This window comes from Acinetobacter sp. WU_MDCI_Abxe161 (assembly GCF_025514355.1).
GTDB lineage: Bacteria > Pseudomonadota > Gammaproteobacteria > Pseudomonadales > Moraxellaceae > Acinetobacter > Acinetobacter pittii_E.
In genome coordinates, this window is the sequence record NZ_JAHPTU010000013.1 from 20,046 (window position 1) to 33,465 (window position 13,420).

General features: G+C 34.2%; 19 protein-coding genes and 1 tRNA gene. 13 read left to right on the top strand and 7 right to left on the bottom strand.

The features are described 5' to 3' along the window. Window positions 1-62 precede the first annotated feature (62 nt). Both cueR and KTI78_RS13935 read left to right on the top strand, forming a co-directional pair. Window positions 63-464, top strand: a complete 402-nt coding sequence (gene cueR / locus KTI78_RS13930; protein WP_005070253.1) for a Cu(I)-responsive transcriptional regulator — start codon at window positions 63-65, stop codon at window positions 462-464. 27 nt (window positions 465-491) lie between these two features. Beyond that, window positions 492-899 (top strand): GFA family protein, encoded by a 408-nt coding sequence (locus KTI78_RS13935; RefSeq protein ID WP_239968072.1) that lies wholly within the window; start codon window positions 492-494, stop codon window positions 897-899. Between the two features lie 595 nt (window positions 900-1,494). On the opposite strand, the gene KTI78_RS13940 is transcribed toward KTI78_RS13935, so the two are convergent. Together KTI78_RS13940 and KTI78_RS13945 are read right to left on the bottom strand one after the other, a co-directional pair. After that, entirely contained in the window at window positions 1,495-1,851 is a 357-nt protein-coding gene (locus tag KTI78_RS13940) for a four-helix bundle copper-binding protein (protein WP_262446434.1), read from the bottom strand. A 475-nt stretch (window positions 1,852-2,326) separates the two neighbouring features. Beyond that, window positions 2,327-2,656: a hypothetical protein gene (locus tag KTI78_RS13945; protein ID WP_239968074.1), complete on the bottom strand. Its 330-nt coding sequence runs from the start codon at window positions 2,654-2,656 to the stop codon at window positions 2,327-2,329. Between the two features lie 439 nt (window positions 2,657-3,095). Between KTI78_RS13945 and KTI78_RS13950 the strand changes: the two genes are divergently transcribed. Both KTI78_RS13950 and KTI78_RS13955 read left to right on the top strand, forming a co-directional pair. Continuing rightward, entirely contained in the window at window positions 3,096-3,689 is a 594-nt protein-coding gene (locus tag KTI78_RS13950; protein WP_016141650.1) for a LysE family translocator, read from the top strand. A gap of 47 nt (window positions 3,690-3,736) precedes the next feature. Continuing rightward, on the top strand, window positions 3,737-3,955 hold the full coding sequence (locus tag KTI78_RS13955) for a hypothetical protein (RefSeq protein ID WP_016141649.1): 219 nt from the start codon (window positions 3,737-3,739) through the stop codon (window positions 3,953-3,955). Between the two features lie 262 nt (window positions 3,956-4,217). On the opposite strand, the gene xseB is transcribed toward KTI78_RS13955, so the two are convergent. Further along, the gene (xseB, locus tag KTI78_RS13960; protein ID WP_262446436.1) at window positions 4,218-4,412 is read right to left on the bottom strand and encodes an exodeoxyribonuclease VII small subunit; all 195 of its coding nucleotides are present in this window, start codon (window positions 4,410-4,412) and stop codon (window positions 4,218-4,220) included. Then, window positions 4,402-5,667, bottom strand: coding sequence for an exodeoxyribonuclease VII large subunit (xseA, locus tag KTI78_RS13965; RefSeq protein ID WP_262446438.1), 1,266 nt, complete (start codon window positions 5,665-5,667; stop codon window positions 4,402-4,404). Before xseA ends, xseB begins: the two co-directional genes overlap by 11 nt. Window positions 5,668-5,923: 256 nt before the next feature. Here xseA and KTI78_RS13970 point away from each other — a divergent pair. Beyond that, a tRNA-Met gene (locus KTI78_RS13970) sits at window positions 5,924-6,000 on the top strand. Between the two features lie 174 nt (window positions 6,001-6,174). After that, the gene (locus KTI78_RS13975) at window positions 6,175-6,411 is read left to right on the top strand and encodes a hypothetical protein (protein WP_016141647.1); all 237 of its coding nucleotides are present in this window, start codon (window positions 6,175-6,177) and stop codon (window positions 6,409-6,411) included. A gap of 149 nt (window positions 6,412-6,560) precedes the next feature. Here the strand turns inward: KTI78_RS13975 and KTI78_RS13980 are convergent, their stop codons facing one another. After that, window positions 6,561-7,232 (bottom strand): XRE family transcriptional regulator, encoded by a 672-nt coding sequence (locus tag KTI78_RS13980; protein ID WP_002119885.1) that lies wholly within the window; start codon window positions 7,230-7,232, stop codon window positions 6,561-6,563. A 672-nt stretch (window positions 7,233-7,904) separates the two neighbouring features. Between KTI78_RS13980 and KTI78_RS13985 the strand changes: the two genes are divergently transcribed. The 3 genes from KTI78_RS13985 to KTI78_RS13995 all read left to right on the top strand — a co-directional run bounded on the left by KTI78_RS13985 (window position 7,905) and on the right by KTI78_RS13995 (window position 9,333). Next, window positions 7,905-8,159 carry a hypothetical protein gene (locus KTI78_RS13985; RefSeq protein WP_016141646.1) on the top strand — a complete coding sequence of 85 codons (255 nt, stop codon included), beginning with the start codon at window positions 7,905-7,907 and terminating at the stop codon, window positions 8,157-8,159. Between the two features lie 208 nt (window positions 8,160-8,367). After that, window positions 8,368-8,757: a hypothetical protein gene (locus tag KTI78_RS13990; protein ID WP_262446439.1), complete on the top strand. Its 390-nt coding sequence runs from the start codon at window positions 8,368-8,370 to the stop codon at window positions 8,755-8,757. Between the two features lie 30 nt (window positions 8,758-8,787). After that, window positions 8,788-9,333, top strand: coding sequence for a glycoside hydrolase family 108 protein (locus KTI78_RS13995; protein WP_262446440.1), 546 nt, complete (start codon window positions 8,788-8,790; stop codon window positions 9,331-9,333). A 98-nt stretch (window positions 9,334-9,431) separates the two neighbouring features. On the opposite strand, the gene KTI78_RS14000 is transcribed toward KTI78_RS13995, so the two are convergent. Further along, complete coding sequence (locus KTI78_RS14000) at window positions 9,432-10,049, bottom strand: LysE family translocator (protein WP_239976992.1); 618 nt, start codon at window positions 10,047-10,049, stop codon at window positions 9,432-9,434. 216 nt (window positions 10,050-10,265) lie between these two features. Between KTI78_RS14000 and KTI78_RS14005 the strand changes: the two genes are divergently transcribed. The 4 genes from KTI78_RS14005 to KTI78_RS14020 all read left to right on the top strand — a co-directional run bounded on the left by KTI78_RS14005 (window position 10,266) and on the right by KTI78_RS14020 (window position 13,246). Beyond that, the gene (locus KTI78_RS14005) at window positions 10,266-11,198 is read left to right on the top strand and encodes a lauroyl acyltransferase (protein WP_262446441.1); all 933 of its coding nucleotides are present in this window, start codon (window positions 10,266-10,268) and stop codon (window positions 11,196-11,198) included. Window positions 11,199-11,438: 240 nt separating this feature from the next. Continuing rightward, window positions 11,439-11,654, top strand: a complete 216-nt coding sequence (locus KTI78_RS14010) for a cold-shock protein (RefSeq protein ID WP_016141641.1) — start codon at window positions 11,439-11,441, stop codon at window positions 11,652-11,654. A 212-nt stretch (window positions 11,655-11,866) separates the two neighbouring features. Next, window positions 11,867-12,091 carry a hypothetical protein gene (locus tag KTI78_RS14015; RefSeq protein WP_262446442.1) on the top strand — a complete coding sequence of 75 codons (225 nt, stop codon included), beginning with the start codon at window positions 11,867-11,869 and terminating at the stop codon, window positions 12,089-12,091. Between the two features lie 345 nt (window positions 12,092-12,436). After that, window positions 12,437-13,246, top strand: coding sequence for a pyrroline-5-carboxylate reductase family protein (locus KTI78_RS14020; RefSeq protein ID WP_262446443.1), 810 nt, complete (start codon window positions 12,437-12,439; stop codon window positions 13,244-13,246). Between the two features lie 15 nt (window positions 13,247-13,261). On the opposite strand, the gene KTI78_RS14025 is transcribed toward KTI78_RS14020, so the two are convergent. Next, window positions 13,262-13,378: a hypothetical protein gene (locus KTI78_RS14025; RefSeq protein WP_004793556.1), complete on the bottom strand. Its 117-nt coding sequence runs from the start codon at window positions 13,376-13,378 to the stop codon at window positions 13,262-13,264. Window positions 13,379-13,420: the final 42 nt, after the last annotated feature.

A 13,420-nucleotide genomic window follows, 5' to 3' on the forward strand; every position in this document is an offset into this window, starting at 1 on the left:
CAACTTTTGGTTTAAGATCATGACAGCAGGTCTTAAACCAAATTTAATATTTGAGGTGTGAGATGAATATCGGTCAGGCATCCAAACATTCAGGCATTTCAGCGAAAATGATTCGCTACTATGAAGAAATCGGTTTACTTGAAGCAGCCCAGCGTTCTGCTTCTGGCTATCGCATTTATTCAGAAACAGACCTTAAAACTTTAAACTTTTTAAAACATGCGAGAGAGTTAGGTTTTTCATCAGAACAGATGAAAGAACTTATTTCGCTTTGGAAAAACACAGATCGGCATAGTGCAGAAGTGAAAGCCTTAACCGTAAAACACATTGCCGAGTTAAAACAAAAAATCGCTCATCTACAAGAGATGGTTAATATTTTGCAGGCTTCAGCCGATGATTGCTGTGGTAACCAACAAGCTTCTTGTGCCATCTTAGATCACATTGAAAAAGGTGTGGGTGTAAGCTAAAACTTATAAAAATAAAAAGGAAAAATGATGACTTATACAGCTTCTTGCCTTTGTAATGGGATTCAACTGCAAATTAATAGCGAATTAGAACCCATCATGGTTTGTCATTGTACACAATGCCAAAAAGCACAAGGGGCTGCTTTTGCTGCCATTACCCAAGTACAAAAAAGTGACTTAAATATTGTGCAAGGTGAAAATCTTTTACAGGCTTATTTTGCATCGCCAAATAAAAAGAGAGTGTTCTGTAAAACCTGTGGTTCACCGATCTGGAGTGAACGTCTAGATAAACCTGATGTGGTGCGTTTAAGGGTAGGGCTGATTAATGAAGAAATATCGACATCGGTAATTTCTCATGCTTTTGTGTCTTCAAAAGTGAAGTGGTATCCAATTTGCGATAATGCTCGCCAATATCAAAATGGGGTAGAAAACCCTTAAATATTAAGGTTAGATCGAATTTTATTCATTTGTAAAAAAACGTGAACAGCACTAGCCATGAATAAATAATGTGCTATAACTGTACTTAAGGTAATCGTAATATCTCCTCGATCTACAGGGAAACTTGGGACAGGGCAAAAGATACGATAAGACCTTACATATAGCTAGCAAAGAGCAAACCAAGAGATGGATAGACACAAATCTTAGATTGCTCACCGTTGCAGAAAAGCCCGTGAAACGGGCTTTTTTAATGCCTGTAAAAACTATTTCTTATGTAGAGTTAGCTTATATTTTTAAATTATTTATGAAAAAGTAATGTAAAAATAATAAAATATTTCAAATATACAGACTATTCTGTATTGCTTTTTATTTTTATTCGCTGTACATTTAGTTAACGGTTTAAAGTTCAAGTTTAATAATGAACTCATGGTCGTTGTGGGAGATCTAAGAGCCTGCATTTTCCCCAAGATGCGGGTTTTTTTTATGCCTATAAAAAAGTAATCCTTAAATAAAAAATAAATAATTTATTGTTATTTAAAATATTTTAATTAGCCTACGATCTAAAGACGCGTAGGCTTTATATCTGAAAAATTATTTAGGCACGATAGGCAAGACAAGCTTTAGCACACGCTAAACATGCTTTTGCACAGATCTGGCAGTGTTCATGCTCATGTTTGCTGCATTCTGCTGCACAGAGTTGACATGCGTTTGCGCAAAGTTGCATTGCCGGCTCTGCTAATTCTGAGTTTCTTAGCTCTAAAGACGTACAAAGTTGGCAGATCTCTACACATGTCATGCAATGCTTAATACATTCACGCATCATACTTACATGTTCTTCTTGCAAACAGGCTGCTGCACAGGTTTTGCAGGCAATCATACATTCAATGCAGGCTTGGATAGAGGTTGAGGTATTACAAAATAAAGAAGGATCGGTTTCTTGTTGCATTTCCATAAGAGTTCTCCTGTCGAAGACTATTATTAAAAAATAGAATATTGTTATCTTTTTTCATTTTATAAAATCATTTCTTTGGCAGGTGAGTTTGAAATGAAAGGTCTACAAACACTCAATAGGCAGTTAACCTCGTATAAGAATGTTACATCTCCTGTGTGTAGATCGGTTCGAGTTGATTTATAAAACGCAAAATACCAATTAAAAAATTAGGTTTAAAATTTGATTAGATATAATACTTTTGGCTAATTTCTTATTGTTTGAAATTTGTGCAAATTATCAGTGTGAACTTTAAGGGCACACGAAATGGAAAACGTTAATCAATACGCTCACGGAGCTGAGCATGAAGTCCACATACATTGCAAACGATCATTAAGCACACTAATACTGAGTATGTTTGTATTAATTGCAACAGGTCGTTAACGGAAAAAGCACCCGAGGGTGCTTTTTCTATATGAGTTTACAGAGGAAAATATATTTAAGAGTTGATAAAGCCACGGCGTTTTTTGTAGGCTTTACGATCATAAGAAGGGATGTTTGATTGTTGGAGATCAATCGCAAGTTGTTTCTTGCGTTGAAACTGAACTTCGCTTAGAAGAGCAGCATAAATTTTGGGACGGTCAGTTTTAAACTTTTCTACATCCAATGGAATCGTATCTTCATTTTTGACAATGTACAAAACAGAGCCATTGCCATTCATTTCATAAACCGTCCAACCCACTCGTACAATGTAGAGTCCGGTTTTCTGATTCTTTCCTAAATAAGATTTAAAACCATCTGGATGAGGGCGAACATAAGCATTCATCATGCATCCTCGATCATCTGATTTATGTGATGAAAGCGGCGATCAATGAATTGATGGGGAGCAAGACATCATATTCAGTAAAATCACGATTTCTAGTTGTTTATATATTGATCAATTTGAAAATTTCAAGTAAGAAAAACGATTATTAAGTAAACTAAATGAGTGCAATATATTAAAAATTACAGCTTATTTTTTGAGCGAAAATCTCGAGTTAGTTTTTTTATAAGCTTGTAAAAATAGCTCGTTATTTTCTATTTTTGTGATCAATTTTGCATATTTAAAATTGTTGAAACTGTAAGTGAATTTAAGGTCAGTTTAACTTAATTAATTGTTTTAAAAATAAATAATTAAATATTAATATTTCTTGTTACAACCATTTTGTCGACAATAGATATTCCTTTTTGACATATTTCGCCTAGCATAACTAAAGAGTTCGTTGCCTATGGTGTCATTTATGTTTATTGGACTTGTGGTCACCATTTTGTTGACTCCAGGCCCAACAAATACATTGTTAGCCTCAGCTGGAATACAAGCAGGGGTGAAGCAGTCTCTTAAACTTATTCCTGCTGAAGTGATGGGGTATCTCATTGCAATTACTTCGTGGGGTATTTTGCTGGAGTCAGTTTCACATTTTATCCCTTGGCTTCCTGCCTTATTAAAGTTAATAAGTGCAACTTTTATTCTCTATCTTGCATTTAAACTTTGGATAACATCAACAAATGACATCAAATTAGACACCCCACTGATTACGCCTAAGGCCTTATTTGTCGCAACACTTTTAAATCCTAAAGCTTTGCTCTTTGCTTCTGCTATTTTTCCACATGCAGCATGGGAAGTGCTTCACGTATATTTTGTTCATATTGCTGTTTTTTTATCTTTAATTACACCCATTGCATTTTTATGGATTGCTTTTGGAACCGTATTAATTTCAAACAAAGTAACTTGGTTAAACCAACGTAATTTACAACGTACGGCTGCATTTATCTTAACTTTTTTTGCTATGCCAATCGGCTATTCTGCGATTAGCTCATTTTAAACTTAACCCATTATTTATATTAAAAATTTAATTTTCAGGAGATTTTCATGACAAGATTAAAAGTAATTATCAAGGATCAGTTTGATAAAGAATCAATTGCTTTGGCAAAAGTTAGACCAATGAATGATCACGCACTTGAACTTCATAAGAGCGTTGAACATATTGAAATTAATGACGATATTATTTTGCCTAATATGGATTTGCTCTATGAAAATCCAAAAGATGGCAAAATTTATCAATTAATTGGACCTTTCAGCGAGGAATAGGTTTTAAATTAAGTTTACGATAATCATGAGTAGAGCTTGTGTCTGGTTTGATCTTAACAATAGAAATTTTAGTTAAGATTTGGTGAAAATTAAGTCAAATTAACGTACAGACACAATTAAAATATTGAACATCTAAAATGATTATGGGACTATGCCTATGCAAAAGTGTGACCTAATCCACATTTTTGTATTTCAGGATTAAGTGGATTTCACTAAGCCCATTCCTTCAATGAGAAGTAGGAATGGGCTTTTTCTATTCAATTTATTCTTTAAATGTTTCATCTAAAGCTTGCTGAACAGCTTCTATACGTGACTTACACGCTTTATAAGCAGTAATCGATTCTTCAACAACTTTCATTAAATTATCAATATCTGGGCTTTCTTGAGATTCTAATAATTCGGCATTTTTCTTCAAAATGTCATGGCCGTCCTTAAACGTTAACTCTTCATTCTTCATTTGGGATTACCTGTGTAATGTTGGCTTCAACCACACCATCTTGCATTTCAATAGCAATGGCAGGGCCTGAAATTTGATGGATAGAGCGAATCGCTTTTCCTTCGGATCTGACAATTGCATAGCCTTTGGCTTGGACCTGTTTTGGGTTTTGCAAAAGAATTTCCTTCATTAAAGATTCGATTTGAGCTAATGAAAATTTAACTTGTTGCTGTGAACTGAACTGAATCCTTTCTCTCATCTGGTCAAGCAGGCGATGCGCCGAGTTAAGTTGATTTTGTGCGGATGACTTAATGTGATGAAGCAGTTGATCATTCTTGCTTTGATAGGTCGTGATTTGATGCTGAGAAAGCAGCTTAATGGTTTGTAGACTATCTACTGCTTCTTGTATACGCTCAACAATATGGTTGCGAATACCAGCAATCACTTTACTTGGTGTGTCAAACGAACGGTGTGCAATCTCATCTAAGATGGTACGGTCTTTTTCATGACCAATTCCCACCCAAATCGGTACACTGCGTTTGCAGAGCAGGGCGGCAAGCTCATAATCATTTAAATAAGCCAAGTCATTGACAGCACCGCCACCACGAATAATCACAATCAAGTCTGGTGGAAATGTAAATGTGCTAGCCCATTGTCTTAAACCTGAACCTAAAGACTCAATCAAGCTGGTTGCAGCCGTATTTCCTTGAAATGTCGCGCTGTGATACACAAAATGGCAAACCCCGTTTCTCTCTAGAACATCTGCATCTTTTTTAAAGTCGCCTAGGCCTGCTGCATTTTGAGGAGCAATCACTAAAACATTTTGAATATCAAAAGGAGTAGGGAGGAGTTTATTTTTATGAATTAAGCCTTTTTGAGTGAGTCGTTCAATAATTTGCTGATAACGTTTAGCAATTTCACCCAATGTAAAGCTTGAGTCAATCTCTTCAATATTGACCGAAAATCCGTATTGAGGATCAAAACGTGCTCTAATTTTGATAAGCACATTTAAGTCACTTGAGATTTCGATACCAGTTTCACGTTCAAACTTTAAAACAATTTTACTTGCTGAAAATTTCCAGATTGTGGCTTTACAACTGGCAATGACTTTATCTGTCTCGGCATCTTTTTCTGCGAGTTCTAGATAATAATGGCCACCTTTAACATTTAAATTTCGAATTTCTGCTTTTACCCAAACTGGTTCATCAAAGGCCAGACGGATAACTTCCTGAACTGTGCCGAGATATTCACTAAGGGAAAACTGAGGTTCAGACATAGGAACTAAAGATTAAAGGGCCAAACTAGATAGTATAAAAGCCACCCCTCCAAGGCAATTGCTGTTTATGAATATCAGGTTCTGTTTAAAATAAATACAACAATTTAAACAACTAAATGCTGGAAATCGATATGGCTATTTAGACCGAATGGTTAAAATGAAAAATTAATAAAAAGATAATTCTTAATAATTACAACCGATTAAAAAATAAGGTTTGCTTTATAAAATATATGGGCGTATAAAGCTTACTTCCAATTGCGGGGTGGAGCAGTCTGGTAGCTCGTCGGGCTCATAACCCGAAGGTCGTTGGTTCAAATCCGGCCCCCGCAACCAAAATATTATGCTCTGTGATGTACCACTTTTCATAATACAAAAATTATGAAAAGCAATTAGCTTATAAATAACCCTATATAAAGCTAAATATTAAATTCTAGACTGACTGTCCATACCTTAAATCTAGCGTTCTAATTAAATACCGTTAAATCACATGAGCTCAGTGATGAGTGAATGATTGTGAATATAGTAAATGAGTGGCTAATTGCCACAGCCGTAAATGGCAATGAAATTAATGTGAGGATTGTTCCTCACGTGCGTAAGCAAAACTCTCTCGATGGATATCGTTGGGTCGAAGTTGGTAAAAAAATTCAACTTCAGTCTGGTGAAGAAATTGAGTTAAACCAAGATGGTAAAAGCTTCTACGCTGGCTTTAATCAACTTTATCGTTTAAGTAATACGTATTGTTGATCATGTTAGGCGTTAAAGCAAAAAACCTATCTCTTTTAATGGAGATAGGTTTTTTTATATCTACACGTTATATAAATAATTAAAGTTATATAAAGGTAAACCCTATTAAAGCAATGAAATTATTATTTTAGCTATATTTAATAACTTAATTAGCCTGCTCGCCAAAACTGACGGCCCATCACTTTAAAGTTCTTTCCGTTCTCTTCAGTGACACGCCGATCTCTAAATTTTTCATTTAAACTATGCAAAATTAAAGAACCATCTGCTTCTTTAAAAATTTGTTTAATCATTCCTTCGCCAGCAAAGTAAACCGCATAAATCTCACCATCAATAACTTCAGTCTGAGAGATATCAATCCCTACCAGATCTCCATCTTTAATGTAGTCTGTCATGCTATCGCCCTTTGCTTTAATAATACGCATGCATTCTTGAGCAACGCGTTTTTCTTTAAAGAATGAAGCAGGGAAAGGAATCTTTCCATTAATGGCGTCAAAGTGAAACTCGATAGATTCACCCGTACCACAAGAAAAGTTAGCTTCTACCACCTCAATCCAAACATATTGATCGGTAGACTCAGCACTCACCACAGTAGGGCTAAATACGTCGCTTTCTCTAAATGAATCTTCTGTATTCCCAGTTGTTAACCAATAACCATCCACACCTAAAAACTGAGCAATTAAAGGAAGAAACGCAGATTTCAAATTTTTCCCGGATTCTAAAGCCTGATAGGCTGGCTGAGACATCTTTACTGCTTCTGCCACTTCAGCCTGAGTTTTTTTGGCTTTAATTCTAGAATCTTTCAAACGGTCTTTAAGAGCCATAATGGTCACACCAGCAAACTTATAACAAATATATAACTAAAGTTATATCGAGTAAAACAACTATAGTTATTGACTAGTAATAACTATAGTTATAATATCAGTTATATCTTCAGATGCATAGATAAAGTTTAAATTGTGTTTAAGTCACTATTCATAGCTTTATCAAAGTGTTGAGATCAAAGCTAAATTTATTTTGTTTCTATAGGTAGCAGAATAAAAGGGAGATAGCTCAATGATTATTGCTAAGAGGCTATCAAAACAAAAATTGGAATAAAAAAAGCCCGATTCCGTGGATCAGGCTTAATGTTCGTCGATAAAGGGTATCAAGAACATGAAGAATTTAACAAAGATTGTGAGCGCTAACAAAAGTTTCCGATATACGGCAAAGCCTTATATGAACTTTTTGGTCAAAAAATTAAAGTATGGAAAATGTTCAATTCTAGAAAGATTAATACTTTTTTACATTTTTCGAAAAGGAAATATTTATTTGTAAATTAAGGCTTTAAATATATAACGTTTAGGTCTTTATGCTTGTTGTACCAGAAGAAACGTTTCGGACACATATTTGTAGTAATAGCTTGGCTATATTGCTGAGAGAATGTATGAAAACTTCAAGAATAACAAACGATAAAGACGCCTTACTAAACGAGTGAGTTGAGTTGGAGATAGTGAATGACTACAGCAATGCAGAACAGAGCTAAACAACTTAAAAATGCAAAACGTGGAGGGTATGTCCCAACAATTGCAAAAGACGTAAACAAATATAAGGTACAAAAAATAAAAAGAGCACTCGAGGAGGCAAAGCAGATTGTCAATGAGCTTGAAGATGAAGCATTCATATTTGATGATCAAGTCTCTATGCAAAAAGCGCTAGGTGCAATCACGGTAATTGAGTTGATTGAACAGGCCTTAAGCAGTGCACACTAACAGGCTTTAGCATACAAACATTCTTTCTTGGACCCCTGAAATATGGGGTCAAGGATCAGTTCGTCTTGCGATTTGGCGCGGTTTAAAAGCGTTAGTGTTTTTTATTGACTGTAATAAAGAAAACTAAGGGTCACTATAAAACATAAAAACAACAAGCTAATGATTATGTTGGTTTTTTAAGTTTTACCCTTTAAAGCAGGACAAAGTCATGGAAACAGTTTCAACCAGTGGGTTAGCCACTTTTTTAAATATTTATAGCATTGCCATTATGGTGGCTTTTGCAGTCAGCTTAGTTGTCGCAGTGGTATTAATGATGCGTTTTCCACGTTCACCACAAGAATGGATTGTTGGTCTCATCTGCACCGTAGTTTCAAGTCTGACAGGTGGTTCCTTTATTATTATGAAATGGAATCTGCATGAATGGATATCCGATATTTGGGGAATGATCACGCTATGTGGATTCTTCTTCATTTGCGGATTACCGGGCTGGGCTATTGTGAGATGGATATTTAACTTTATTAATAAACAAGAAGGTAAAACGATTGTGGAGGTCATGAAAGACCTAAAAAAGGCGAAAGATGATCTTCAAAATAGCTAAAGATGACTTATACACATAGGTAAAAATAAAATGAATATTGATCAATACTTAGAATCGCTGATCAGACGAGAAGGCGGCTATGTTAACCATCCATCTGATCACGGTCATGCCACTAAATTTGGTATTACCGAAGCCGTCGCTCGATCAAATGGATATCAAGGCAATATGCAAGATTTACCATTAGCCGTGGCTAAATCTATTTATAAACAACAATATTGGCTTGAACCTCAATTCGACCAAATTGATACGATTAGCCCCGCAGTTGCCGAAGAGTTACTCGATACAGCTATCAACTGTGGTATCAATTTTGCAAAACCTTTATTACAACGTGCTTTAAATCTGCTGAATAAAGAGGGAAAAGAAGGTTGGCCAAATCTTGTTATAGATGGTCAATATGGTCCTCTTACTTTTCAAGCTCTTAAAACGTATTTAAACAAACGCCATAAAGAAGGTGAAAAGGTATTAGTCCGTGTTTTAAATATTATGCAAGGGCAGCGTTATATCGAAATTACAGAGAATAATCCAAAATATGAAGATTTTTTTTATGGTTGGATATTAAACAGAGTAGCGGTCTAAAAATTGTAATTAGATAAAAATATGTTCATAGATCAAAAGATTTGAAAAGCCTAACCATGAGTTAAGGCTTTTCAAAACATAATATATCGAGTAATGATTTATTGGGCGATAAGTAAAACTGCAAGAAGAAAGAAAATAGCACCACTAATTTTATTGAGAATCGAGAAATTATTTCCCGCCAACATTTTCTCTTTGAAAATAGAAGAGAAATTTGCGTAGACTAAATGAATTAAAAAACCAATGAAACAAAAGGTTAAAGAAAGAATTAAAAACTGATTTAAAATTTCTTTCTTGATATCAATAAATTGAGGGAAGAGTGCAATAAAAAATACGATTGTTTTCGGATTAAGTAAAGAAGCGAGCAGGCCCTCATAAAATAGTTTAGATTTACTTATAACTTTATTGTTTTGTTGATCAGTCATTAACTCTTGTGAGGGAAGCTTTTTCGTAAAGTTTTTATAGCCTAGATACATTAAATAAAATGCACCAATAAATTTTAAAACCGTAAAAATAGTAGGGTTACTGGTAATAATAAGTCCTACACCACTGGCAGAAATTACCGCAATCACAAACATACCAATAATTAAGCCGCTAATTCCAAACAAAGCAGTTTTAACACCATAATTAATTGAATTTGTGACAGTAAATAAAACTCCCGGTCCTGGGCTTAATAGGGTAAGAAATGCAATTGTTATAAACACTAAAAGACCGCTCACGCTGATATATCCTATTTATCAATTGAGGCAAAAAATGTGTGGTTACTTTAAATGAGAAAATAAACGGTGTATACAGAAGGTTATGTCTATTTTAGGGTTAAATAGATTAAATATTTAAAATATGCATTTATATAAAAGTTAAAAGCAACATAAACATACAACCCTTAAAATTAAGCATGGTAGTATGCTAGACCTATACCTCAAGAAATATATAGTATGACGAAAAAAGAACGGCAGTTTAAATCTGGCGAATTTCAATTTTCCTTTTTATCGTTTAAATATTGGGGTATATGGTTTTTAGCTTTTATTCTGATGTTATTTGCGATGTTACCTTGGGCTATTCAATGGCGTCTCGCAGATCTTCTTTCAAAAATCGCTTGGAAATATCTAGGTTCAAGACGCAAAACTACGCTACGAAATCTGGAAGCTTGCTTTCCTGAAAAAACATCTCTTCAAATTGAGGCAAAAGCTAAACAGGTTTTTGTTGATACCTTAACGGGAGTATTTGAAGCGTTAAATGCTTGGTATTGCCCGAACTGGTTTAAAAGCCGTGTTCATATAGATGGTTTAGAGAATTTAACTAATAATCAGGAAAATGGCGTACTGCTATTGGGTACTCATAGTACACTTTTAGATGCAGGCGGAGCCGCGTGTACCTTATTTTTTAATATGGACGTAGTTTACCGACCTCAGAATAATCCATTTTTAGATTTTCTGATTCATCGTAGTCGTGCGAGGGTGTATAAAAACCAGATTGCTCGAGACAACATGCGTGGACTCATCCAAAATCTTAAACATGGCCATGCAATATGGTATAGCCCAGATCAGGACTTTGGCTTAAAACAAGGTGTCATGGCATCATTTTTCGGTATTCAAGCTGCTACAGTTACAGCACATCGCAGACTGATGGATATCTCAAAAGCAGCAGCAGTGCCTTTGTATTTTTATCGAAGTGGCGATATTCGTAATCCTCAATACCATGTGTTGGTAGAGCCAAAATTAGAAAACTTCCCGAGTGGCTGTGAAGTCAGTGACGCTGAAAGGGTAAACAAGATTATTGAGAATCAAATTCGTATTGCCCCTACACAATACATGTGGTTTCACCGACGGTTTAAGACACGTCCTGCTGGTGAAAAGAAGTTTTATTAAGGATAAAGAGACATAGAATTTTTGTTGCTTTAATTATGTTGAATATCGATTGCAAATGATTTTGAAGCGTGTATTATCGAGCATAACTAACAAAATATTCTTGTCATCATAAATTTCTCTTTTCGTAGTTTTATTTATAATCCTTCGGTTTTCAGTCATTTAAGTTTTCACGTCTATTTTTTAGTTAAATTGGTTTCCCCAATAATAAGTTATAATATTTTAAAGATTCAGGATTAAAACATGTCTAATTCTACTGGTACAGTAAAGTGGTTCAATGAAACTAAAGGTTTTGGTTTTATTGCGGCTGACGAAGGTAAAGATATTTTTGCTCATTTTACCGATATTCAAACACAAGGTTTTAAAGTTCTTCTCGAAGGCCAACGTGTTGAGTTCACTGTAGTACAAGGTAAAAAAGGGCCACAGGCTTCAAATATTGTTATTCTTCAAAACTCATAATTAAATAAAAATACTTTATTGAATTTAAATACATTTTTAAATAAATTATATTTAAACATATAGTATTTACGAAAACCCACTTAAATTTGTGGGTTTTTATAATTTTAATCTCAAATTGTATTTAAAATAAAAGAGAAGTATCAAAATACTTGTTTAGAAGAGCTTCATTAATTTTATGTTATAATATGATTTATTAAATTTTTGGTATTAAAATGGATATTTGTATTGGCGGTATTTTTGACGGTCAAAAAATAGAAAATAATAAAGATACTTTCAAAGTGGAAGATCATTATTCAGATCATAGTTCTCACTATGTTAAACAACACTTTCATTTATTTGGAAAAATTCTTTCTTTCTGGGTATGTGAGGATATAGATTTAGCACAAGCAACAAGAAGAGCAGAGCAAATTTTAGAAAAAAAGAAATACTGTAATTAAAGTTAAAACAAAATAGCCCAACTATATTAGTGTAAATAAAAGATGTTCTAACTATAAGCTCAATTGAAAAATTCTATTTTCTTAAAGTGATATAACTTATTTACAATACTATAGTATTTGTTACATATTTTAAACAATTATTGAGTGGTCTTTGCTTATAAAGCTACTACATTAGGCTTAAGCTAAAGTTGTTTTATTTATTGCGCAAATAAAACAAAACCCATTTTAATAATATATTTTATTAAAATGGGTTCTTTATTCAGACGGTCATCTTAAATTCAATATTCATAATTAATAGAAATATTCATTGTTATAAGCCTCTCTTAAGAAAGGAAAACATTTTAAATGTTAAATGCAGTACACCCTAATATTTGCTTTGTCGGTAGTAGTAATTTAGCTTTGGCTTTAATAGGAGGGTTAGTTTTAAAAGGATTTAAAAAAGAAAAAATACATCTGATTGAAGAGAAAAATATTAATCCTACAAATGCTTTAAAGCAAAATGAAAATGGATTAAAGAAAGCTGAAATTGTTGTATTGCTATTAGAGCCTAAACAGTTAAAAGAAATACTTGTACCCCTTAAAAAGGTGTTAGCAAATAAAATTATTGTTTCTATGATGGCAGGAATTGATATTGCGAACTTGGCCCGTTTCACGGGTTCAAAAAAAATTGTACGTGTGATTTCAAATCCGCCTGTGCTTACCCATACGGGTACGCATGTACTTATTGCTTCAGAGCAAATGGACCAACTCGATAAAGACGTAATTGAAACACTGTATTCTGCAACGGGACAGACTTTTTGGGCGCCCTCGGAAACGCAAACCGATGCAATTATTGCACTTTCTGGTTCGGGTCCAGCTTACTTTTTCTATATTTTAGATAGCATGATAAAGACAGGAGTTTCTTTAGGGCTTGATAAGCAATTTGCCCTAGATTTAGCACTCCAAGCGGCCAGTGGTGCAGTTGAAATGGTACGTAAAAGTAATGTTTCACCTGCGGATCTGTGTGGGAAAGTGACTTTGGCTAACGGAATTACAGAATCGGCTCTAAGAATGTTTGAGCTAGGAAATCTATCCGATGATATACGTTTAGCTATGAAGGCCGCATATCATCGTAGTAAAGAAATCACTTCTGAAATTATTACAGAGGTTAATTAACTCTCTTTGCGCAACTTAGGCCTTTAAAAAGTATTCCCAAATAATGAAACCTAAGCCAAACCCAATAAAAGAGTAGAGAGTAATAATAAAGAATACAAAACTGGCCTTATTTTTTTTCTTCAAAATGTTCATGGCGATGCCTCCAATTCAGATTAATTACATTTTGAAGAAATA

Coding starts and splice junctions, on each gene's coding strand:
- cueR (WP_005070253.1), top strand. CDS start 63: ATGAATATCGGTCAGGCATCCAAACATTCAGGCATTTCAGCGAAAATG.
- KTI78_RS13935 (WP_239968072.1), top strand. CDS start 492: ATGACTTATACAGCTTCTTGCCTTTGTAATGGGATTCAACTGCAAATT.
- KTI78_RS13940 (WP_262446434.1), bottom strand. CDS start 1,851: ATGGAAATGCAACAAGAAACCGATCCTTCTTTATTTTGTAATACCTCA.
- KTI78_RS13945 (WP_239968074.1), bottom strand. CDS start 2,656: ATGATGAATGCTTATGTTCGCCCTCATCCAGATGGTTTTAAATCTTAT.
- KTI78_RS13950 (WP_016141650.1), top strand. CDS start 3,096: ATGGTGTCATTTATGTTTATTGGACTTGTGGTCACCATTTTGTTGACT.
- KTI78_RS13955 (WP_016141649.1), top strand. CDS start 3,737: ATGACAAGATTAAAAGTAATTATCAAGGATCAGTTTGATAAAGAATCA.
- xseB (WP_262446436.1), bottom strand. CDS start 4,412: ATGAAGAATGAAGAGTTAACGTTTAAGGACGGCCATGACATTTTGAAG.
- xseA (WP_262446438.1), bottom strand. CDS start 5,667: ATGTCTGAACCTCAGTTTTCCCTTAGTGAATATCTCGGCACAGTTCAG.
- KTI78_RS13975 (WP_016141647.1), top strand. CDS start 6,175: ATGATTGTGAATATAGTAAATGAGTGGCTAATTGCCACAGCCGTAAAT.
- KTI78_RS13980 (WP_002119885.1), bottom strand. CDS start 7,232: ATGGCTCTTAAAGACCGTTTGAAAGATTCTAGAATTAAAGCCAAAAAA.
- KTI78_RS13985 (WP_016141646.1), top strand. CDS start 7,905: ATGACTACAGCAATGCAGAACAGAGCTAAACAACTTAAAAATGCAAAA.
- KTI78_RS13990 (WP_262446439.1), top strand. CDS start 8,368: ATGGAAACAGTTTCAACCAGTGGGTTAGCCACTTTTTTAAATATTTAT.
- KTI78_RS13995 (WP_262446440.1), top strand. CDS start 8,788: ATGAATATTGATCAATACTTAGAATCGCTGATCAGACGAGAAGGCGGC.
- KTI78_RS14005 (WP_262446441.1), top strand. CDS start 10,266: ATGACGAAAAAAGAACGGCAGTTTAAATCTGGCGAATTTCAATTTTCC.
- KTI78_RS14010 (WP_016141641.1), top strand. CDS start 11,439: ATGTCTAATTCTACTGGTACAGTAAAGTGGTTCAATGAAACTAAAGGT.
- KTI78_RS14015 (WP_262446442.1), top strand. CDS start 11,867: ATGGATATTTGTATTGGCGGTATTTTTGACGGTCAAAAAATAGAAAAT.
- KTI78_RS14020 (WP_262446443.1), top strand. CDS start 12,437: ATGTTAAATGCAGTACACCCTAATATTTGCTTTGTCGGTAGTAGTAAT.
- KTI78_RS14025 (WP_004793556.1), bottom strand. CDS start 13,378: ATGAACATTTTGAAGAAAAAAAATAAGGCCAGTTTTGTATTCTTTATT.